This window comes from Flavivirga aquimarina (assembly GCF_030540835.1).
GTDB lineage: Bacteria > Bacteroidota > Bacteroidia > Flavobacteriales > Flavobacteriaceae > Flavivirga > Flavivirga aquimarina.
Genome location: NZ_JAUOEK010000024.1, coordinates 54,630 through 75,887 on the forward strand (window position 1 = coordinate 54,630; position 21,258 = coordinate 75,887).

Below are 21,258 nucleotides of genomic sequence, written 5' to 3' on the forward strand. Positions count from 1 at the left end.
AACAATGGATAAGCTTACTTTTCAAAACACGTATCACCTTATAAAACCTTATATACATAGAACTCCGGTTTTAACATCTCAATCGTTAAATGCGATTTGCGAAACCGAAATCTTTTTTAAATGTGAAAACTTTCAAAAAACAGGAGCATTTAAAATGAGAGGCGCGGTAAATGCTATTTTAAGTTTAACCGATGTACAAAGAAGTAAAGGTGTTGTAACACATTCGTCAGGGAATTTTGCTCAAGCATTATCATTAGCAGCTAAAAACCTAAATGTAAAAGCATACATAGTGATGCCAAGTAATGCGCCAAAAGTTAAAAAAGAAGCTGTTAAAAATTATGGAGGTATTATTATTGAATGTGATCCTAATATAAATGCCAGAGAAAATGAAGCCTTACGAATTCAAAAAGAAAAAAAAGCAACTTTTATCCACCCTTCTAATCACGATGCTGTTATTTATGGACAGGGTACTGCTGCTATTGAATTATTAGAAGATTATGGTGATTTAGATTATATTTTTACACCAGTAGGCGGTGGTGGTTTGTTGGCTGGTACTATTTTGGCAGCAAATTATTTTTCTAATGGATGCAAAGTAATAGCAGGAGAGCCAGAAGAAGCAGATGATGCTTATAGATCATTGATTTCTGGTAACATTGAAATAAATAAAACGTCCAATACATTGGCAGATGGTTTACGGACGCATTTAGGAGATAGAAATTTTCCGATTATAAAAGAGTATGTTGAAGAAATAATACGTGTAGATGAAAAGGAAATTATTAAAGCAATGCAATTGATCTGGGAGCGTATGAAAATTATAATTGAACCGTCCAGTGCCGTAGCTGTAGCTGCTGTTTTAAAGGATAAAAAAAGAATAAAAAATAAAAAAATAGGAATTATAATATCAGGTGGAAATATAGATGTGTCTAATCTGCCTTTTTAAATAATTATCGCAATTTATAGTTATGTTAGAGTCTTATGTTAAGTTAACCATTAATAACGAAATAGGGTATATTGAATTCTTTCATCCGAATCGTAATTCTATGCCTAGTGATGTTCTGTTAGAGCTGACACAAACCATACAAGAAGCAGGGAATAATAATGCTGTTAAAGTTATTGTTTTAAAAAGTGGAGGTAATAGAACGTTTTGTGCAGGAGCTAGTTTTAGTGAGGTTATTTCAATAAAAGATGAAATAACGGGCAAACAGTTTTTTTCTGGGTTTGCTAATGTTATTAACGCCATGCGAAAATGCCCTAAACTAATTATTGGTCGTGTGCAAGGTAAAGCAGTAGGAGGAGGCGTTGGTTTAGCAGCAGCAACAGATTATTGTTTAGCAACCCAGTATGCCTCTATAAGATTAAGTGAATTAAGTATTGGTATAGGGCCGTTTGTTATAGAGCCAGTAGTTTCTAAGAAAATAGGAAAAACAGCCATGTCTCAAATGACTATTGATGCTGAAACATTTTTCTCATCAGAATTCGCTAAAGACAAAGGCTTATATGCCGAGGTTTTAGAGACAACAGAAGAATTGGACGAAGCCGTTGAAAATTTGGCCGTAAAATTAGCATCGTATAACCCTGAGGCTTTACAACATATGAAAACAGTGATTTGGGAAGGTACAGATCATTGGGACGATTTGCTTTTAGAGCGCGCTAAAATTAGCGGAAAACTAGTATTGAGTGAGTTTACTAAAAAGACTTTAAAGCGGTTTAGATGAGATTTCATGCTAAATAACCCGATGTTATAAATATAAATTTTATCTGACTTCCAATTAATTAATGGTATGTCAGGTCTAGTCTTTTGGCTATGCTCAAGACAGGCTAAAGTCGAGATAATTTTAATCGAGTTAAATACGAACTGTTTGTTTAATAATCTCCAGCCCATCATCAATTAAGTGACCAACTTCCGGTCTGTTTTGTTTTATGGTCTCTAAATGCTGCAAAATGTTGTCGCTAAGTTTGGTTTCATTAGCATTAGAAGCTAATTCATAAAGTTCAACAGGCAATAACCAATCATTAGGGTGTTTTTCAATAAGTTGTTCTAACACTTTTGTTCTGGAAATAGTTTTGTTTTTATTTTCTCTGTAATCTCTAACTTGTTGATAAAGTATCTCTAATTGTAATTGTTCGTCTGACTTTTTTAATTGAATTGTTTTGGTAGATGGTACATGCGTTATCATATCAAAGCTATTTAAATCGGCTGGTCCAGAGTATGCAGAAACAATGTCTTTTCCTATTGCCATATCGTAAATACCCCATTCTGGTTGAAACAATACCGTATTGTTATAGGTAACTGTACAATTTTTAAAACTAATCAATATTATTTTCCCTTGCAGATTGCGCTTACCGGTAATAATTTCTCCAGAAACGATGATGCCACCTTCAAACTCTAAGGTAACACTTTGTTCTTCGTAAATGTTATAAGCGCTTAAGTCACGCGGGCTCATATCTTCAATCGCTAAATTAATACCTTTAAGTTTGCCAATAGGAGACCCAAAACCTTTATTGTGGGTACTTGTACCATGTCCAACCAATTCTTTTTCATGATATGCCAAAGCTGTTTTTCCAGTAGTTTGAATATAAATAGGGTTTCCGTTACTTTCAATGGCGTTGGTAAATACTCCAGAAATTTGGAGCCCGGTACTCAATTCTATAGAACCTAATTCTTTAGAGTGGATTAATTTATTAATACCAGAAAGCCCGCCTTTACGTAAAGCCATGGTATTTGCAAATTCTTCTAGAATAAGACTTAGATGCGCAAAATTTGGTGTGACAAAAAGTTGAGGTTGAGGTTTTGTAATATCAAAACCTTTATAAGTCGCACTAACATCATAAGGGACTTTTTTTACTTTGTCGGTCATACACCAAGCACTTTCACCTATAGAAGATAATAGCCCAGCACCATATATTTTTGGTTGTTCCAATGTTCCTATTAAGCCATATTCAACAGTCCACCAATGCAAGTTTCTAATAAGAGCCATTTCACTTGGTTTGCCCATATTTTGTTGCAATTTTTCTATTACTTTTTCCGCGGAAGCGATATCTTGTTTATGGGTGTTAGGAGCTTCTTTTATAATAGAAAGATGTCTTACCGCTTCATACAATTCATAATCTTTAGCCGAAGAGATCGCTTTACAACCTATTTCGCCAAAGCGCCTTAAATATTCGGCATATTCTGGGTTTGCAATAATGGGGGCATGCCCTGCGCCTTCATGAATAATATCGGGAGCTGGTGTGTATTCGATATGCTCCAATTGCCTGATATCGCTTGCAATCACCAAAACATTATAAGCTTGAAATTCCATAAAAGCATTTGGAGGAATAAAACCATCAACCGCTACAGCTGCCCAACCAATGTCTTTTAAAATACGGTTCATGCCATACATATTTGGGATATTGTCAATAGAAATTCCTGTTTGCTTTAAACCCTCTAAATACGATTTATGAGCAACCGTTTTTAGAAAATCGACATTTTTACGCATCACATACCTCCAAACAGCTTGGTCGATAGCCGAATAATCTTCATAATTCTGAGGTTTTATAAACTGTTTTAAATGTTTAGGTAAACGATTTAAAATGGGATTGGACTCTATTGAATTATTCATTTTTATTTATGGGTTTTCTTTAGTAAAAATACGAATTCTTTATTTGTTTTAATTAAATATTGGTTTTTTAATATTCAAATAGACTGTTTTGCTGTTTTTATTTAAATCAATCTATTTTTATATATTTATAATTCTTAAAAAACACTATGTATACAAGACGAATATTTCCCGTAAGAGGTGTGCTAAAATGGACACGTCGATATATTTTTTTATTTCTTTTCTTGGCCTTAATCCCTGTGGTGCTTTTTGATATTGTTGGGTTAAAATGGTTGCATGTGCCCTGGTTACCTTTAGGCGCTTTAGCCACAGCAGTCGCATTTATAGTCGGGTTTAAAAATAATGCATCGTACGATAGATTGTGGGAAGCCAGAAAAATTTGGGGAGGTATTGTTAATGCATCACGTTCCTGGACTATTATGGTGAAGGATTTTATAACAAATGACCATGCTAAGCTTAAAAGAACAGAAGAGGAATTGCAATCTATAAAACGGGAGTTGGTACATAGGCATGTTGCCTGGTTAACAGCATTACGATATCAACTGCGTAAAGATAAACCCTGGGAAATGCATTTAAAACAAAAAAAATCTAACAAAGAGTTTAGGGAATCTCATTATAGGGTATGTGAAGACGTTGAACCTATTGAAGGGGCTATAAAACCTTATATTTCTGATGCCGAATATAAAGCCATTTTTGCAAAAGGTAATCAGGCGTCGCAATTGTTAGGTATCCAGTCTAAGCGTTTAAAAGAATTAATGAGTGATGGGTTGATTGAAGATTTTCGCCATATGGAAATGGCAAACATACTAGTAGAATTTTATACGCTTCAAGGTAAGAGCGAACGTATTAAAAACTTTCCGTACCCCAGACAGTTTGCAACATTAAACTATCTTTTTGTCTGGATTTTTATCATTCTTTTACCTTTTGGAATTATGGAAGGATTTGAAACTATAGGAGACCATATTTTGGAAGATTTATTAACGCATAAATCTCGAACATCATTAGGGCATCTGGTACAGGAGTTTATAGCGAAGCATTTTGTATGGTTTTCAATTCCGTTTAGTGCCTTAATTTCTTGGGTGTTTCATACTATGGAAGCTATAGGAGAAAACACAGAGAACCCTTTTGAAGGAGGGCCAAACGACATTCCTATAACCGATATGAGTAGAGGTATAGAAATAGATATACGTCAACTTATTGATGATACCGATATTCCAGAACCTTATGTTTGGAAGAATGATATAGTGATGTAGAAAACTTATCTGGCACTGATTTTATGTTTACCGCTTTTTACACGGTATATGTTATAAGCGTCTTCTTTTATATTGGTATAAACTTTTTTACCATCTATAATGACATTTTTATTTTTTAGAGGAACATAAACCAAAGCTTCACTTGCATTTGGTACTGTGAGCACAATATCCAGTCCTTTATCGACTTTGGCGATTTTTACATTTACATTTCCAGCTATTGTTTTATTGCCTGTTTCGGCATAATCAAGATCGCCTAGTTGAGGTTTTACCATAAACGTTTTCCATGCAGGTTCTATTGGATACAATCCACAAACATACTGGGCTAAAATAGTAAGTCCGCCACCGCTCCATGCATGATTGTTTGTTCCATAATCAGGTTTTTTGGTAGTAGTTTCATCACCAAAATTCTCATTAAGGGTTGTCCAGGGCGATACATTTACCATATTATGATATCTTTTCTTCATTCGTTCTAATCCAAACTTACTTTCTTCCATAACGAATAGTGCCTCAAGAACATATTTTTCCATATATGGGCTTGCTAAATGGGACGTCTTAAAAATTTTAAGTAGTGTTTTGTATTTAGTTTTATCTGCCAATCCAGATACTACGGCCAAGGCTTGAGCTCTATCATCGTAAGTTCCTTTATAATCGGATCTGCGATAGCCTTTTCCATCCCAGAATATGTTATTAAATGCCTCTTTAAAAGCTAATAACTCTTTTTGGGTACGGTCAGCTTCTACTGTTTTGCCTAATAATTCAGACATATTTAAGTAACCTTTTAAAGCTAAATAATACCAAGCATTGTAAAGTAACTGTTTATCTATTTCTTTTCCCCAATCTCCCCAGTACCAATCACCTTTACGGTCTATAAGCGTGCCATTTGGTTTTAGCTTCCAAACATCTAAATAGCGTTTTACACCATCGTAAACATTTGCAATGGTTTCCTTGTCTCCTGTATTGATATAATAATTCCAAAAGCCATAATATCCTATACTGGCGAGCATTTGTCCTGGTAATTCAGCGTTCCAGTTGCCTTCTGGTATTGGCGAATAGATGATGCCATTTGCTCTTTGCCAATTAATTAATTCCAGGATGCCTTTTTTTGCAATACTAGCAGAAGATGGGCTTAAAGCATAAAATGCCTCACCACTTTCGTTGACCAAATCTCCCCACCATTGTGCCCGTTCTCTATCTGGGCAATCCATGTATGTGTCACGCATAGTCACATATAGTGTTCTAGTTGCTTTTTGCCATAGTTTTTCATAAAAAGGGTCGCTACTTTTAAAATAGCCTGTAAACTCGGTATTAAAACCAGTTTCCCTATAAGTAAGTGTGTTAATTTTAACACCTTTTGGAATCCAATATTTTACTACGTGCCCGTTCATCCAACCTAATGATTCATATTGTTGTGCCCCTTCTTTGGTTATATATTCCGCTCTCACCGAAGCAACATGTAACCCCATATAATCAAAATTATCCGTTTGCATTTTAATTGTTAATCCTGCTGGTGCTTCTATATCAAGAATTGGAGTAACATGGCAATTATATGGGAGTTTGCAAATAATCCATTCTCCATGGCCTTCTTTAGGGATTTCTGTAGGATTGGTATAGTTTGCTATGCCGTAATTTTTCCAATGTGGTATGGGACGTAATACAAGTTTGTTCCAAGGTTTTGATTCTGCAGTTCCTAGTACATTTGCTTTACTTGATCCTGTTAATTCTTCATTAGGATCAATCCATTTAAAATCACTTTTTCTAGCATCAAATAATATATTGGATTCTGGCAATCGATAATTAGGGTTTTTATCAATAGTGCTGCTAAAGCCGCGATCTAATTTACTAAGCCAGTTACCATCACTATAAAGGTTTAATGCAGCACAGTCAAATACCAAACCTGCTTGTCCGCTACTGTTATGCGAAAAACCATCTTTGCCAAAATACCATAGCAAAATGGCTATAGTATTTTTGCCTTCAGTCAAAAAGGGGGCAATATCAATTTCGTCATAATAGGTATCGTTAGGGTTTGGGCCTCTTTTAAGTTGGCCTTCAAAAACAACCATATTCCCATTGACCCATAGCCAATATTTTGAATCGCAGGCTATTTTGGCAATAGCTTGATTTGGTATAGAATTGATATTTATATCTCTACGAAAGTTTATCCAAGTATTCGATTTGTTTTGATTTTCTCTATTGGTAATACGTTTTCCTTTCCAATCATGACCTTGACCGTAAAAGGACATAGTAAATAAAAAAAAGATAAAGAATAGAAATTTTATTCTCATTTTATTGATATTAAATGTTTAAAAATTAAAAACCCATATAAATTATCTAATTTAAAACAATTTATATGGGCTATTTCTATAGAGAATGGTCTATTTATAGTTTTACTTCCGGAGGGTATTTCGTCATAATTTCTGTCACGAATTCATTAATACGTGCTTCTTTTTTTTCCATATTTCTACTTAAGTAACCAGTTCCCATGCCTTGCCAAATTAATTCTTTTTTATTAGCATCAATAAGGTCTATATATAAAACACCTTGTGTGCTGGTAGATACATTAGGTTGGTTCCAACCCCAGCCCCAACCAGGTCCGAAGCCACCCCAGCCTCCCCAGCCACCCCAACCCCAGCCACCATAACCCCAAGAGTTATTGTAAACGTCTACACGTTGCTGAGATTTTGTAAAAAGGCTTACTAATAAATCAGGCTTTTCAGATTTTGTAAAGCCTTTAGCTAATAATTCGGCCTCAATGGCACGAAGGATTCTTCGTTTGTCTAAATCACTAATTTCTGCTTTGTCAATACCTGTTTTAAAAAACGCAAAGGTTTTGTACTCTCCAAAATTTGCATTCTTATCGTAATCTGCAGCTACACGTACAGAACTGCATGAGGTAACCACAATAAGCAACGCTAAAAGTGGTAAGGTGTTTAATAATTTTTTCATAGCCTTTTTATTTAGTTCTACATTATACAATTATTCTTAAAATTATTGATTTTAAAAACTTTTTTTGTTAATAATGGCATCAATAATCATACCAAGCCTATGGTATATAGTGTAATAGCGGTGTTTGTTACCCCTTATTTCTATCATATCCATATGGGCAATGTCTACATCCGCTCTCGCAACAATAACCTCTTCTTAAGTGGTATTGTTCTGTAAAACAGCGGTAGCCTTCAGGTGTTAAGTAGTAATCACCTTCCTCAATAGGAATTATTTTTTTCATCTAAATAGTATTAAAACAAAGATAATGTAATTTGGATTGATTTTTGAGTGTCTTAAAGTATGATTTTGATTTCGAAGCATCTAGTTCCAAAAGGTTATAATAGCTTAACTATTTTTCCTTTTGTATTTTTAAAATCACAGCATTTAAAAAGTCATATAGTTTTAATTAATCATGAAAAGATTCATTTAAAACAGCAATTAGAGATGTTGTTGATTCCTTTTTATTTTGTGTATGCTATTGAATTTTTATTTCGATTGTTTCAATATAAAAAATGGGATTTAGCATATCGAAATATTTCTTTTGAGCGTGAAGCTTACGCTAATGAATCAAATCTCGATTATTTAAATCAACGATCACTTTTTAGTTTTTTCAAGTATCTTCGTACCCATGATATTTAAGTTTGGGCATAGTATAAATCAACAAATAAACTTACCTGATAATAAAGGGGTTGAGTTATTTATAAAAAGAGAAGACGAGATACACCCTTTTATATCTGGGAATAAATACCGGAAACTTAAATACAACCTTCTTGAAGCTAAAAAAGAAGGCTTTAAAACGTTGCTTACTTTTGGAGGTGCTTTTTCCAATCATATAGCAGCAGTGGCTTCTGCCGGAAATTTATTAGGTTTTAAAACCATTGGTGTTATTAGAGGCGAGGAACTGGAAGATAAAATTTTTGATAATGACACATTAAGTTTTGCAAAACAAAACGGGATGCAATTTAAGTTTGTTTCTAGAGATGCTTATAGAGATAAAACGTCTGAGACCTTTTTGAAAATGTTAAAAGAGACCTTTGATGATTTTTATCTTATTCCTGAAGGCGGTACAAATGCCTTGGCTATTAAGGGGTGTGAAGAAATACTAACAGAAGCAGATAGCGTTTACGATTATATTTGTTGTGCAGTTGGAACAGGCGGAACAATTTCCGGACTTATAAATTGTTTAAAACCTGGTCAACAAGTTTTAGGTTTTCCTGCTCTAAAAGGTGATTTTTTACAACAAGATATTAGTAAATTTGCAACCAATACCTGTTGGGGATTAATAACCGATTATCATTTTGGCGGGTATGCAAAAATAAACGAAGAATTAGTGGCGTTTATCAATCAGTTTAAAAAGTTAAATAATATTCCGTTAGACCCTGTCTACACAGGTAAAATGATGTTTGGGATTTTAGACTTAATTGATAAGGGGTATTTTAAAAAAGATTCGAAAATTTTAGCAATCCATACTGGAGGCCTACAAGGTATTAAGGGTATGAATGCTGTATTAAAAAATAAAAAACTTTCAATAATTGAATAGAAAAATAAGTAGAATAGGGTTAGTATTGTGTTTAGGATGTTTTCTTTTTAGTTGCCGTGCTAAAAAAACAGTCGTTGTAAAGAGACCAAAAACAAATACAGAAAAAACAGTTAATAAAGAAACAGAAAAAACTTCTGAAAATTCAACAAAGGTGTATGCAAATGCTACCGAGAAGTATATTGATGTTTATAAAGAAATAGCTCAACAGGAAATGAATTTGTACGGTATTCCTGCAAGTATAACTTTAGCTCAGGGAATTCTGGAATCTGGTTCTGGTAATGGTCGCCTTTCTGTAAAAGCTAATAATCATTTTGGTATTAAGTGTCATGGTTGGACTGGTGGTAAAATTTATCATGATGATGACAAAGCGCAAGAATGTTTTAGGAAATATAAAGATGCAAAATATTCGTTTAGAGATCATTCTCTTTTTTTAAAAGATAGAAAGCGTTATGCAAAACTATTTAGACTTAAAAAGGATGACTACAAAGGATGGGCTAGAGAATTAAGAGCTGCCGGTTATGCCACCGATAAAAAGTATCCTCAAAAATTAATTAGTATTATTGAACGCTATAAATTGTATAAATTGGATAAGGCAGTATTGGGAGATTCGTATGTAGAATATGAGGAGCCAACAAGTACAGAACGTGTTACATATACAGTTTTAAAAGGAGATACTTTGTACTCTATTTCTAAAAAGTATAATATTACAGTTAAAGACCTTCAAAAATTAAATGGATTGAATAATACAGCTTTAAGTGTTGGGCAAGTATTAGTTGTAAAACCATAATAATTATAAATGTATGAACTATAAAAGAAGTAGCTCGCTCTTTGCAGAGGCAGAAAAGGTTATTCCTGGCGGTGTAAATTCACCGGTAAGAGCATTTAAAGCAGTAGGGGGGACGCCTATTTTTGTAAAAGAAGCAAAAGGAGCTTACCTGTATGATGAAGATGGTAACAGACTAATTGACTATATTAATTCCTGGGGTCCCATGATTTTAGGGCATGCTTATGCACCTGTTGTTAATGCAGTGGTAGAAAAAGCAAAAAAAGGTACATCGTTCGGAATGCCAACAGAAATTGAAACTAAAATTGCAGAGTTAGCTGTTTCAATGGTGCCAAATATTGATAAAATACGATTTGTAAATTCGGGTACCGAGGCCTGTATGAGTGCGGTACGTTTAGCACGTGGTTTTACAGGAAAAGATAAAATTATAAAATTTGCGGGTTGTTATCACGGACATAGCGATTCGTTTTTAATACAAGCGGGTAGTGGTGCTATTACTTTTGGAACGCCTAATAGCCCGGGAGTTACAGAAGGAACAGCCAAAGATACTTTGTTGGCACGCTATAATGACATTGAAAATGTTAGACAATTAATTGAAGCTAATCATGGTGAAATTGCCTGTATTATAATAGAACCGGTTGCTGGAAATATGGGGTGTATTCCTCCAAAAGATGACTTTTTACAAGCGTTAAGAGTTTTGTGTGATACGCATCATATTTTATTGATTTTTGATGAGGTTATGACGGGGTTTCGTTTAGCCAAAGGTGGCGCTCAAGAACTGTTTGGTATTGCTGCAGATATTGTTTGTTTTGGGAAAGTAATAGGTGGTGGTTTACCTGTAGGAGCATTTGCCGCTAGAAACGAGATTATGAATTATTTGGCACCATTAGGCCCGGTATACCAGGCAGGTACTTTAAGTGGCAATCCGTTAGCTATGGCTGCTGGTTTGACGATGTTGAGTGAATTGAATAACGACGCTGAAATTTTTAATCGATTGGCTGAAAAGACAGCATATTTGCATAACGGCATAGCTAAGGTTCTGCATGATAATAAGATTGTTCATACTATAAACAGGGTTGGTTCTATGATTTCAGTTCATTTTGATGGTTCTGAGGTTATAGATTTTGAAACCTCTGCCAAAGGGAATAACGATACGTTTAAAACATTCTTTCACGGTATGCTAAATGAAGGCGTATATATTGCGCCAAGTGCTTTCGAAACATGGTTTATTACTGATGCTTTAACTTATGAAGATTTAGATTTTACTATTGCCGCAGTAAATTCGGTGGCAAAATCTTTATAAAAAAAGAGCATTTCAAAACTTGAAATGCTCTTTTAATCAAATTAACTAACTAACCAATCAACAAACTAAAATCAAATTAAATCTGATTTTACTTTTCTTTATTTTTACCTTTATTTTTGCCTTTTCGTTTTGAGCCCATTTCTGATTGAGCCTGTTCCCATTTAGCATACTGGTCTTTATTTAATATCTTTTTCATTTTAGCCTTCATAGCAATTTTATGATCTAATCTGGCATTTTCCATTTTAAGACGCTCTTCTTTAGTAGGCTTTTGAGCCGTTCCATCTTCTCTTTTAGCTTTACGCTCTTCTCTTAATTTTTTACGTAAAGTAGCATTTTCCAGATTTATTTTTTGAATCTCGGTTTGTTGTGATTCGCTTAAATCTAATGACAAAGTCATTTTTTTTGTTTGTAAAGTAGCTATTTCTTCAGCAGAAAGATTGTGCATTCTTTTAGCTCCTTCTGGTCGCTCTCTTTTTTCTGTTTGTGCTATCCCTTGAATAGATATTAATGCTAAGGCAATAATTATTAATTTTTTCATTTTTATGTTATTTTATGTTTTTATATTGTTTGTAGTTAGGACTTCAGATTTTTTAAAAAGTTTAATGAGGTTTTAATTTTAACCAAATATTAACAATTGAAAATCGGGTTAATGCTGTTAAACTTTTGAATCGAGATAGGAATTATTTAGATAAAGGAATTTTTAAAGAAACACCAGTTTGGAAATCTGGAGCATTAGTAATCAAAAAATCTTCTTTAAAGTATATGGAGATTTTGTAATTAGGATGGCCGTAACTATAAATAAAAGACCAATTGGTTTGTGTTTTATATAACGTTGAAACGCCGTGTTGCCAACCACCTTTTATGTCTTCCCAGTTACCTAAAAGCTGATAATAACTTGCTTCTTCTTTTTTATTGTAACGAGATTGGAGATTGTAGTTTATGCCAAAAGCATTAAAATGTCCCTTTTTGGTATATTTGGTTATTTCGATATCACCTTCAAAGGTTGCCAAAAAAGGGTTATTACCTAAGTCTATAACCTTTTTAAAGTCGATGAGGTTTTTACGTAAAAGATTCCCTCCAATTCCTATATCAAGTTCGTAGCTATTTTTAAATTTTATTTTCTTAATAACATTTGCAGAAACGCCTATGTCTAAAGATGAATTAAATTTAGAAGTGTTAACACCTAAGTGACTTCCAAGATTGAAAAATATATTTCTGGTTTTATTTATTGAAAGGGTTGGATAATAAAAATGATTTAATTCAATACCCCCTATAAAGAAGTCATTGTTATTTAATTCAAGTGTATTTCCGTTTTTGTCAAGATAATTAAAATGAACTTGATTCAAACCATAAAAACGTCTTCCAAAAGGGTCTTCTCCACCTTGTATATTACTATGAAACCACTCAATGGTCTCATCTCCAGTAAAAAATGAAAACGGATTTTTCCCCTTCGTTATTAAATAAGACCGTAGTGTAACCCCTAATTCGTGTTTTTTTCCTAACGGAAGATTTACACGTAATCTAAATTCTTTTATAACGGCATCAATGATAATATTTAAATAATCGGCAGGAGTCGTTTCTTGGTCTATAAAATTAAAATTTCTGCTATACCAAATAAGTTTACTTTGTGCTTCTCTTACTGCCGGGTCTTTTGGAAAATACCCTTCAACAAAAGGATGAAAATTATTTCCGCTTATAGAACTTATGTCTAAGGTTGGTTTTTTAGGAGGAGATAGTTTAAAATTCTGATTAATCCTAGAACTAAAAATACCAAAATGATGGGTAGCTAACAGGGTGGGATTATCAATACCATTTTTTATTGATAGGCTATCTTTTTGCTGAGCAATAACAAAATGATTGTAAATACAAAAAACAATAAAAAGCCCTTTTTTTAGCATCAAGCAAAAATAGTTAAAGTTTAAATAACTGAATATTAGTGTTAGTTAATTCTTGTTGAGATTGTTTTATTAAACTTAAAATGATTATGTATATGTCTTTATTATTCATCTTACCTTTCACTAGCTATTAAAACTTATTATAAAAATAGCTTCTTTATGAATGTCAATTTAACCGAAAGATGTGCTATAGTGTTTTTAAATTCGGCAGAGATAACTGTTTTAATTTTTTGTTATCCTGTTGTTAATAGAGATCCTTTTCAAGAAATGTTTATGAAGCTTTTAGAGTGGTATAATACAGCAAGTCAATTTATTGTATCTTAGTATTCTAACGTTTTTTTCTAACTATGCCTTACTGGATGTATATTATGATGCTTGTTTTAATTGCTTATATAGCAATAAGCATTGCGTTGTATTATCTACAGGATTATATGTTATTTAAACCAGAAAAACTTCCTGAAGATTTTCAATTTAATTATGATAATCAAGCGTTTAAAGAGTATAATTTAGAAACAAGAGATGGCGCGATAATTAATGGTGTTCGGTTTTTTCCAAAAGGAGAAAGTAAAGGGGTTGTGTTATATCTAAAAGGAAATTCTAAAAGTATTAAAGGTTGGGGTAAATTTGCGATCGATTTTACCCGGCATGGCTATAATGTCTTAATGGTCGATTACCGTGGTTTTGGAAAAAGTACTGGGAGGCGTTCGCAGAAAGCCATTAAAAGAGATTTGCAAGTAATTTATAATAGAATAAAAGAACTTACTACCGAAGATAGAATTATACTTTATGGGAGGTCTTTAGGTTCTGGGTTTGCTGCCAAGTTAGCCTCGATGAACCATCCTAAAATGCTTATTATGGATGCCCCTTATTATAGTTTAACTAAGGTTACAGCTCGCTATGCCCCTTTTATGCCGTTATCTATTTTATTAAAATACCCGTTGCCTACTTACAAATGGTTGAAGTATGTAAAATGTCCAATACATATTATACATGGTACGAACGATAAACTTATTCCATATAAAACGAGTGTTAAACTGTCTCAAGTAAACCCTAAGCTTACTAAGTTGCATTCTGTAATTGGTGGCGGTCATAAAAATTTAAATAACTTTGAATCATATCATAAAATGATTCATGAAATTCTGAATAGAGTTCCCGAAGAAATAGATTTATCAACTACAAGTATACATGTTAAACACGCGTCGAAGAAAAGTAATACGAAGGCTTAGAAGGGTAGGTCTCTTTTTAATAAGCTTATATATTATGGTTGGGGCCTTAATATATTTTACACAGGAAAAAATGCTGTTTTATAAAATGGAGCTGCCCCAAGATTACATTTATTCATTTTCGAACCCTTTTGAAGAATTATTTTTTAAAACTGAAAAAGATGCGATTATTAATGCCATTCATTTTAAAGTAGAAAAGCCCAAAGGGGTTATTTTATACTTCCATGGAAATGGAAGCAATGTAGCTCGTTTAGAGAAAATTGCAGAATTTTTTATAGAGATGAGTTATGAGGTTTTAATTATGGATTACAGGGGGTATGGAAAAAGTACTGGTGAATTATATGAAGAAGCGTTTTACAATGATGTTCAATATTGTTATAATTATTTAAAAGAGCATTATGATGAATCGGATATTATATTATATGGGCGTTCTATCGGAACTGGCCTAGCTACTTTTTTAGCCTCAAAAAACAACCCTAAACAACTTATTTTAGAAGCACCGTATCATAGTATTGAAGATGTAGCAAACCGCAGGTTTCCTATATTTCCGGTAAAAGGGATGTTAAAATATAAGTTTCCCAGCTTTAAGTATATCTCCAATGTGAAATGTCCGATTTCAATATTTCACGGAACCGACGATTTTGTTATTTCTTTTGAATCTGGCGAAAGGCTTTTTAGTGCTGCCCCTAAAGCGTTGACAACGTTTATAAAAATTGAAGGAGGAAGGCATACTAATTTAAATAGTTTTAAAGCCTATCGAATTCAAATGGAGAAGTTGCTTTTGTAAACTTCAAAAAATAGAGAAGGTCGATCTTTAATCTTAAAGAAGTTATAAAATGTAATGATATGGTGTTAAACATTTCTAAATAAGTTTAAGAATTAGAATTATTTACGTCTATTTGTATTGTTATTTATTTTGAGTATTAGATAGTTTTTAAAACATTTAAGAATAGTAAATAAAAGTTTAGTTGGTTAGTTTTTAAGCCCCAGTAATTATAAAATTACTGGGGCTTTTATTTTTATAGAAATGAGTTTATTCAACTTCAAAAGTAGACATATGATAAACGGGGTTTCCTGTATCTGTTAAGCCTTCTATTTTAATAGTGTACTTGCCTTTAGAGTCGCTTGTAAAAAATGATACTTCTGCTTTATTAATCATTTTGGTTAATTTTATTTTGGGTTCCCAATGTAGAGTGGTTCTTATATCTTGTTTTAAATTATCACCAAAACCATTTATATGCTCCGGCGCATAAAACTCTCTAGCTGTATAAAAACCTATGGCTGTAAAATCTATAATTCCAGGTTTACGTTTTATGTTTTTTGCAGAAATAGAAGCTCCGTTTTTCAAGTATATAGCAATAACGCCATTACCACTATTGCTAAATATAGCGGCATCAGCCCCAGATAATATATCAATAAAATCTATGTCATTACCAGTAAGGTTTGATATATCATCCAGATTAACCTGTATACCATCCATATAAATAAGAGGAATTCCTTGATTTCTAATTGAAATAGAGTCATTTGAAACATTTACTCCTGGAAGCATACGAAGTAATTCAAAAACCGATAAGTGAGATAGGTTTTTAAACGCTTGCATGTCCATTCTATGAGTAGCGTATCCATAATCTGTTCTGTCGCTCATAGATTGATCCCTTAGTTCTTCTTTAGTTTCTTTTTTAGCATTAATGATAATTTCATCAAGTACTCTTGTCGATTTGGCATATGTTTCATTGATTTTAAAAATATCTCGAGCCTGTTTTAAATAGTTGGTAATTTCATGGCTATCGTTCAAATTAGATATTAAAACGTCATTTCTAATAATTTTTGGGCTAGAAGCAAAACTAGGGCTTAAATGAATTGATATCAATCTGTTTTTTGAGTTTTCATCAGATTTAAAACCTTTAGTTCTTGCTTCTATAAGCACAGGTATTGTATCATTAAAAACAAATGGACCATATTTAAATGAGCCATTTATGCTAGATTGTTGATGCTCTTGGTATGGGACTCCCCCTAAAAACGTTAGTCGTGTAAATGCTTGCCTTCGTTCTTTATGTCCTTTTAGATTTCTAGTGTTTCCAGAAATATGTAAACCTTTTTCAGGCTTAAATTTATCCGGTTTTTTAGTGTTGTTGTATAAAAGGTCGGTCCAAATAAAACGCCTCCAACCATGTGTAAGCATAACTAAGTCTAATAAATAACGTCTTTTAGCATCATTTTCCTTTTCAAAAAAATAATTGGGGTTTTCTATGTTTCCTCTTAAATCAGAATTCAATAAAAGGTAAGTTTTTATATTTTCAACTTCTGAACTTTGTCCAATAGCATCAGTGTTTGTAATAGACATAGATAGGTTTCCGGATATGTTATTTCCACCTTTGTCTTTTAAATTTAATTGCATGGAAACTCTATCCCTAGTTGTAGGAGTTTCATTGTTCAAGTTAATATTTACTTTAACAGTATTATTCGTGTTTTCAATAAATACCAAACGCTCACACATAGGTTCACCAGAACTGTTAAATAATGTAAAATTAGCTATGCCATCGAGCAAAGTACTAGTGTTTATTTTAATGAAATAGGAGTTTTTATCTTCAGTTTCTAGTTTTTCATAAATTAATTTTCCACGTTGATGAGCTATCAATAATGTGTTTTTTAAACCAATATGATAATTAGTTGATACTTTTAAAATAATGTGACTACCATTATTTATAACGCTTATATTATATCCTTTTTGTATGGTTTTTGGCAATGGGTATTTATATGTTCTGCCATCAATATCAACACTCGCATAATAATTTTTATTAATATCTGGCAATAAAGAAATAATGCCTAAACCAAATTTAAGAGTTTTAAATGAAGTAATTGTCTCATCATTAGAATCTTTTATAAGGCCATTTATAGTAATATTTCTGTTATGTTTATCTTTAATTTTTATGCCTATTTTAGTAGCTATACCATTAATTAAATAACCGCTTTCTGGGTAAAAGTGCAAGTCTGGCTTTTCGGTTAATTGAGTTTCTTTGGTTTCTGATGTATGAGAATTGCTCATTGTTAGATTTACTAAACTATCAACATTCTTCAAATTCCATATTGGAATTTGTTTTTGAAAGAAATAATCGGCGTCACTATTTCTCATATAATTTGTATAGGCCCTTAGTAAATAATTTCCAGGTGCCAAGTCTTTGTTAATTTTAAAATCTCCGGCAACACTTACATCATCAATGTGTAGTTTTTTAGTAGATATAATGCTGTCTTGTTCATTAATTAGCTCGACATGGATTACTTTGCTTTTTTCGGTTTTTTTATGGGTAATCCCATTTACTAAATAAGCTGTATACCATATGTCTTCGCCAGTAATGTAGTAAGGTTTATCTGTTTGAACGTAGATTTTTTCTGGATGATTGCTAATATAATCTTCCAGTTTTTTAATGACTAATTCTCTAAAATTACTGCTTAAAGAGAAAGATAAAAAAGAAGAAACTATTATGAACAGTATAGTTTTTTTGACCATTTTAATATTTTGATATTACTAAATACAACATTATGTAATAGGATGCCTATTCTTAGTAATGCAGGCTCTAAATAAATATTTAGTTGTTTCAGTACTAAGAATATATTACAATAATGTAGTTGTGCTAATATATTCTGAAAAGAGAACATAAGATTTCTCTTTTCATTCAAAATATTGCTCTATACTATCATTGAAGCAGTAAATTAAGATAAAATGTTACTTCAATAAGGAAATATAGAGGTTGTTGATTTTTTTAGGATAAACAAGCCAAGTGAATTAAATTAAAATCATGCTATTGTAACAAACAATCCATCATCGGTTTTTTCAACTTTAGCAAGACTGTTTTTGGTTAATTCTTTGATGGTTTTATCCCATTTTTTATTGGATAAACCAGATTGCGTTTTTAAATCGATAAGTTCTAGTTTCTCAGCTTTTTTCAAAAGTTCTAAAACAGCTTTAGCTTCATCACTTATAGCAAGTGGTTTTTTCTCTGGGCGCATTTGAGGAAAGAATAAGACTTCTTGTATGGATTGATTATTTGTTAAAAACATAATCAATCTATCCATACCAATTCCCATACCCGATGTTGGTGGCATGCCATATTCTAAAGCGCGCAAAAAGTCATGGTCAATAAACTCTGTAGCTTCATCATCTCCTTTGGCCGCTAATTTAAGTTGGTGTTCAAAACGTTCACGCTGATCAATAGGGTCGTTAAGTTCGCTATAGGCATTTGCAATTTCTTTACCACAAACCATTAACTCAAAACGTTCGGTTAAATCTGGGTTTTCCCTATGCTCTTTACACAACGGGCTCATCTCTTTTGGATAGTCTGTAATATATGTTGGTTGTATATAGTTACCTTCGCATTTTTCACCAAAAATTTCATCAATAAGTTTGCCTTTACCCATGGTATCATCTACTTCAATTCCCAAGTCTTTAGCAGCCTGTCGAATCTCGTCTTCCGTTTTTCCGATAATGTCGAACCCTGTAAAATGCTTAATAGAATCTGCCATCGTTACACGGGCATAAGGTGCTTTAAAATCTATATTATGATCACCAAAAGTAACTTTAGTGGTTCCGTTTACAGCAATAGCACAGTGCTCTAATAAACGCTCACAAAAATCCATCATCCAATTGTAATCTTTGTAAGCCACATAAATTTCCATAGCGGTAAACTCAGGATTATGTGTTCTGTCCATGCCTTCGTTTCTAAAGTTTTTAGAAAACTCATACACTCCATCAAAACCACCAACTATTAATCGTTTTAAATACAGCTCATTGGCAATTCGCATGTACAATGGAATATCTAAGGCGTTATGATGCGTTATAAACGGACGTGCTGCGGCACCTCCGGGGATAGGTTGCAAAACAGGTGTTTCAACTTCGAAGTAACCTGCGTCATTAAAAAATGAACGCATGGCATTAAATAATTTTGTACGTTTTACAAAGACATCTTTAACTTGTGGATTCACCACCAAGTCTGCATAACGTTGCCTGTAACGTTGTTCGGGGTCTGTAAACGCATCATGTACAACACCATCAGCATCCGTTCTTGGTAATGGTAGTGGTTTTAGTGCTTTACTTAACAGGCTAAAATCTTTAACTCTTACACTTTTTTCCCCCACTTTTGTGGTGAAAAGTTCTCCGTTGATACCAACAAAATCGCCAATATCAAGAAGTTTTTTGTAAATATCATTGTATTTGCTTTTATCGTCTCCTTTGCAAATTTCATCTCTGTTAAAATATAACTGAATTCTTCCATCGCCATCTTGTAATTCTGCAAAACTCGCATTTCCTTGAATTCTTCTAGACATCAATCTACCTGCAATAATCACTTCTTTACCAGCTTCAAATTCACTTTTTACCTGTTTTGAGGTATGGCTTACTGGGTATAAATCTGCTGGATACGGATTAATACCCAATGCACGTAATTTTGCTAACTTTTCTCTTCTTACAAGCTCCTGCTCTGATAATTGCGACATATTTTAAATACTATGTGAATTTTAAAGGCACAAAGATAATCATTTGATTTACGATTTACGATGATTGATTTGCGATTTTTTTGTGTTGTTACAAGGGGTATCTGTTATGATTTTTTGTAGAAAACAGGCAAAAGAGATTTTCTTAACAACTTCTAATATAAATTGTAACAAAATAGAAACGATAACGTCAAACAATTAATCATCAATCTATAAAAGTAAATCAAAGTATGAGTTTCTGGAGAGTTTTACTATCTATTATTTGCCCGCCTTTAGCAGTTATTGATAAAGGTTGTGGCTCTATTTTTATTGTTTTTTTATTATGGCTTTGCGGATGGGTACCCGGAGTTATTGCAGCCCTTGTTATTATAAATAACCCAAATAGATAAAAGGCGTATCTTTGTTTACTAAATTAAAAACCCAAAATTTAATTATAATGAACAGATTTAACGCACTTATCGTTTTTATTTTTTCTATTGTTTTTACCGGATGTCAATTTTCAGAAAACATATATATAAAAGAGGATGGTTCTGGTAGAATGGAATTTTCTTTTGATGGTACCCAGCTTATGCAAATGGCAGGAGAAGAAATGAGTAAAGGACAAGAAGAAGCTATAGATTCTACATTTAGTTTTAAAGAATTGTTTGAAGCAAAACGCGATAGTATTTCTAAACTGTCGGAAGAAGAGCAATTAAAATTAAAACGTTTAGAGCCGTTTAATATGCATATGGTTATGAATCCGGAAACATCAGAAATGAAATTTGATATGTACACGGATTTTAAAGAAGTAAGTGAGCTTCAGGATATGTTTAAAGCCATGAATAGTTTTGGTGGGATGAATGGAAAATCTGGTGATCAGGCTAATAAAAAACCTAACCCTTTTTCTTCTCTTGGAACAGATGGAAGTACCACACTTAATTATAATTATGATGGCAAAAAATTTAAGCGTACGGCCAAAATAGTTGATAAAGAAGCATATAAACAAGTTACAGATAGCTTGGGAGAAATGGCTGTTATGTTTGGGTCTTCTATGTATAAGCTAAATTATCATTTCCCTAAACCAATTAAATCTGTATCAAACGAAAAGGCAATGTTTAGTGCCGATAGAAAAAGTTTTACTGTAGAATTTGGTTTTATGGAATATATATCGAATCCTGAAGCCTTAAATTTAGAGGTTGTATTAGAAAATTAG

20 protein-coding genes are annotated in these 21,258 nt (G+C 32.8%); 12 read left to right on the forward strand and 8 right to left on the reverse strand.

Translation table 11 applies throughout. The annotated features are described in order from the left end of the window. The first annotated feature begins 4 nt into the window (after nucleotides 1-4). Nucleotides 5-940, forward strand: a complete 936-nt coding sequence (locus Q4Q35_RS01215) for a pyridoxal-phosphate dependent enzyme (RefSeq protein WP_303276095.1) — start codon at nucleotides 5-7, stop codon at nucleotides 938-940. Nucleotides 941-962: 22 nt separating this feature from the next. Next, nucleotides 963-1,715, forward strand: a complete 753-nt coding sequence (locus Q4Q35_RS01220; protein WP_303276096.1) for an enoyl-CoA hydratase/isomerase family protein — start codon at nucleotides 963-965, stop codon at nucleotides 1,713-1,715. A 129-nt stretch (nucleotides 1,716-1,844) separates the two neighbouring features. On the opposite strand, the gene Q4Q35_RS01225 is transcribed toward Q4Q35_RS01220, so the two are convergent. After that, a complete protein-coding gene (locus tag Q4Q35_RS01225) occupies nucleotides 1,845-3,602 on the reverse strand; it encodes an aromatic amino acid hydroxylase (protein WP_303276097.1) in 1,758 nt (585 codons plus the stop codon). A 146-nt stretch (nucleotides 3,603-3,748) separates the two neighbouring features. Here Q4Q35_RS01225 and Q4Q35_RS01230 point away from each other — a divergent pair, with 146 nt between their 5' ends. Beyond that, nucleotides 3,749-4,852, forward strand: a complete 1,104-nt coding sequence (locus Q4Q35_RS01230) for a bestrophin family protein (protein WP_303276098.1) — start codon at nucleotides 3,749-3,751, stop codon at nucleotides 4,850-4,852. A 5-nt stretch (nucleotides 4,853-4,857) separates the two neighbouring features. Here Q4Q35_RS01230 and Q4Q35_RS01235 read toward each other — a convergent pair whose 3' ends face one another. The 3 genes from Q4Q35_RS01235 to Q4Q35_RS01245 all read right to left on the reverse strand — a co-directional run bounded on the left by Q4Q35_RS01235 (nucleotide 4,858) and on the right by Q4Q35_RS01245 (nucleotide 8,075). Further along, nucleotides 4,858-7,134 carry an alpha-L-rhamnosidase-related protein gene (locus tag Q4Q35_RS01235; RefSeq protein ID WP_303276099.1) on the reverse strand — a complete coding sequence of 759 codons (2,277 nt, stop codon included), beginning with the start codon at nucleotides 7,132-7,134 and terminating at the stop codon, nucleotides 4,858-4,860. A gap of 94 nt (nucleotides 7,135-7,228) precedes the next feature. After that, nucleotides 7,229-7,795 carry a DUF4136 domain-containing protein gene (locus tag Q4Q35_RS01240; RefSeq protein ID WP_303276100.1) on the reverse strand — a complete coding sequence of 189 codons (567 nt, stop codon included), beginning with the start codon at nucleotides 7,793-7,795 and terminating at the stop codon, nucleotides 7,229-7,231. Nucleotides 7,796-7,922: 127 nt separating this feature from the next. Further along, nucleotides 7,923-8,075: a C1orf53 family protein gene (locus tag Q4Q35_RS01245; RefSeq protein WP_170179822.1), complete on the reverse strand. Its 153-nt coding sequence runs from the start codon at nucleotides 8,073-8,075 to the stop codon at nucleotides 7,923-7,925. A gap of 59 nt (nucleotides 8,076-8,134) precedes the next feature. Between Q4Q35_RS01245 and Q4Q35_RS01250 the strand changes: the two genes are divergently transcribed. From Q4Q35_RS01250 to hemL, 4 genes are read left to right on the forward strand one after another with little or no spacing between them, the layout of a single operon-like run. Then, complete coding sequence (locus tag Q4Q35_RS01250) at nucleotides 8,135-8,473, forward strand: hypothetical protein (protein WP_303276101.1); 339 nt, start codon at nucleotides 8,135-8,137, stop codon at nucleotides 8,471-8,473. Next, nucleotides 8,463-9,374, forward strand: coding sequence for a 1-aminocyclopropane-1-carboxylate deaminase/D-cysteine desulfhydrase (locus Q4Q35_RS01255; protein WP_303276102.1), 912 nt, complete (start codon nucleotides 8,463-8,465; stop codon nucleotides 9,372-9,374). The genes Q4Q35_RS01250 and Q4Q35_RS01255 overlap by 11 nt, the downstream gene beginning before the upstream one ends. Further along, entirely contained in the window at nucleotides 9,367-10,161 is a 795-nt protein-coding gene (locus Q4Q35_RS01260; RefSeq protein WP_303276103.1) for a glucosaminidase domain-containing protein, read from the forward strand. The genes Q4Q35_RS01255 and Q4Q35_RS01260 overlap by 8 nt, the downstream gene beginning before the upstream one ends. Before the next feature lie 13 nt (nucleotides 10,162-10,174). Continuing rightward, nucleotides 10,175-11,461 (forward strand): glutamate-1-semialdehyde 2,1-aminomutase, encoded by a 1,287-nt coding sequence (gene hemL, locus Q4Q35_RS01265; protein ID WP_303276104.1) that lies wholly within the window; start codon nucleotides 10,175-10,177, stop codon nucleotides 11,459-11,461. Nucleotides 11,462-11,549: 88 nt separating this feature from the next. On the opposite strand, the gene Q4Q35_RS01270 is transcribed toward hemL, so the two are convergent. Beyond that, nucleotides 11,550-11,999, reverse strand: coding sequence for a DUF4890 domain-containing protein (locus tag Q4Q35_RS01270; protein WP_303276105.1), 450 nt, complete (start codon nucleotides 11,997-11,999; stop codon nucleotides 11,550-11,552). Nucleotides 12,000-12,141: 142 nt separating this feature from the next. Further along, entirely contained in the window at nucleotides 12,142-13,362 is a 1,221-nt protein-coding gene (locus Q4Q35_RS01275; protein ID WP_303276106.1) for a hypothetical protein, read from the reverse strand. A gap of 153 nt (nucleotides 13,363-13,515) precedes the next feature. On the opposite strand from Q4Q35_RS01275, the gene Q4Q35_RS01280 reads away from it, so the two are divergent. The 3 genes from Q4Q35_RS01280 to Q4Q35_RS01290 all read left to right on the forward strand — a co-directional run bounded on the left by Q4Q35_RS01280 (nucleotide 13,516) and on the right by Q4Q35_RS01290 (nucleotide 15,366). Continuing rightward, complete coding sequence (locus Q4Q35_RS01280) at nucleotides 13,516-13,680, forward strand: hypothetical protein (protein ID WP_303276107.1); 165 nt, start codon at nucleotides 13,516-13,518, stop codon at nucleotides 13,678-13,680. A 23-nt stretch (nucleotides 13,681-13,703) separates the two neighbouring features. Next, a complete protein-coding gene (locus Q4Q35_RS01285) occupies nucleotides 13,704-14,582 on the forward strand; it encodes an alpha/beta hydrolase (protein WP_303276108.1) in 879 nt (292 codons plus the stop codon). Between the two features lie 70 nt (nucleotides 14,583-14,652). Further along, the gene (locus Q4Q35_RS01290) at nucleotides 14,653-15,366 is read left to right on the forward strand and encodes an alpha/beta hydrolase (protein ID WP_303276109.1); all 714 of its coding nucleotides are present in this window, start codon (nucleotides 14,653-14,655) and stop codon (nucleotides 15,364-15,366) included. Nucleotides 15,367-15,612: 246 nt separating this feature from the next. Here Q4Q35_RS01290 and Q4Q35_RS01295 read toward each other — a convergent pair whose 3' ends face one another. Together Q4Q35_RS01295 and lysS are read right to left on the reverse strand one after the other, a co-directional pair. Further along, on the reverse strand, nucleotides 15,613-18,087 hold the full coding sequence (locus Q4Q35_RS01295) for a TonB-dependent receptor plug domain-containing protein (protein WP_303276110.1): 2,475 nt from the start codon (nucleotides 18,085-18,087) through the stop codon (nucleotides 15,613-15,615). Nucleotides 18,088-18,374: 287 nt separating this feature from the next. Next, nucleotides 18,375-20,069 (reverse strand): lysine--tRNA ligase, encoded by a 1,695-nt coding sequence (lysS, locus tag Q4Q35_RS01300; protein WP_303276111.1) that lies wholly within the window; start codon nucleotides 20,067-20,069, stop codon nucleotides 18,375-18,377. A gap of 227 nt (nucleotides 20,070-20,296) precedes the next feature. Here lysS and Q4Q35_RS01305 point away from each other — a divergent pair, with 227 nt between their 5' ends. Next, nucleotides 20,297-20,455, forward strand: coding sequence for a YqaE/Pmp3 family membrane protein (locus tag Q4Q35_RS01305; RefSeq protein WP_135878136.1), 159 nt, complete (start codon nucleotides 20,297-20,299; stop codon nucleotides 20,453-20,455). 47 nt (nucleotides 20,456-20,502) lie between these two features. Continuing rightward, a complete protein-coding gene (locus Q4Q35_RS01310; RefSeq protein ID WP_303276112.1) occupies nucleotides 20,503-21,258 on the forward strand; it encodes a hypothetical protein in 756 nt (251 codons plus the stop codon).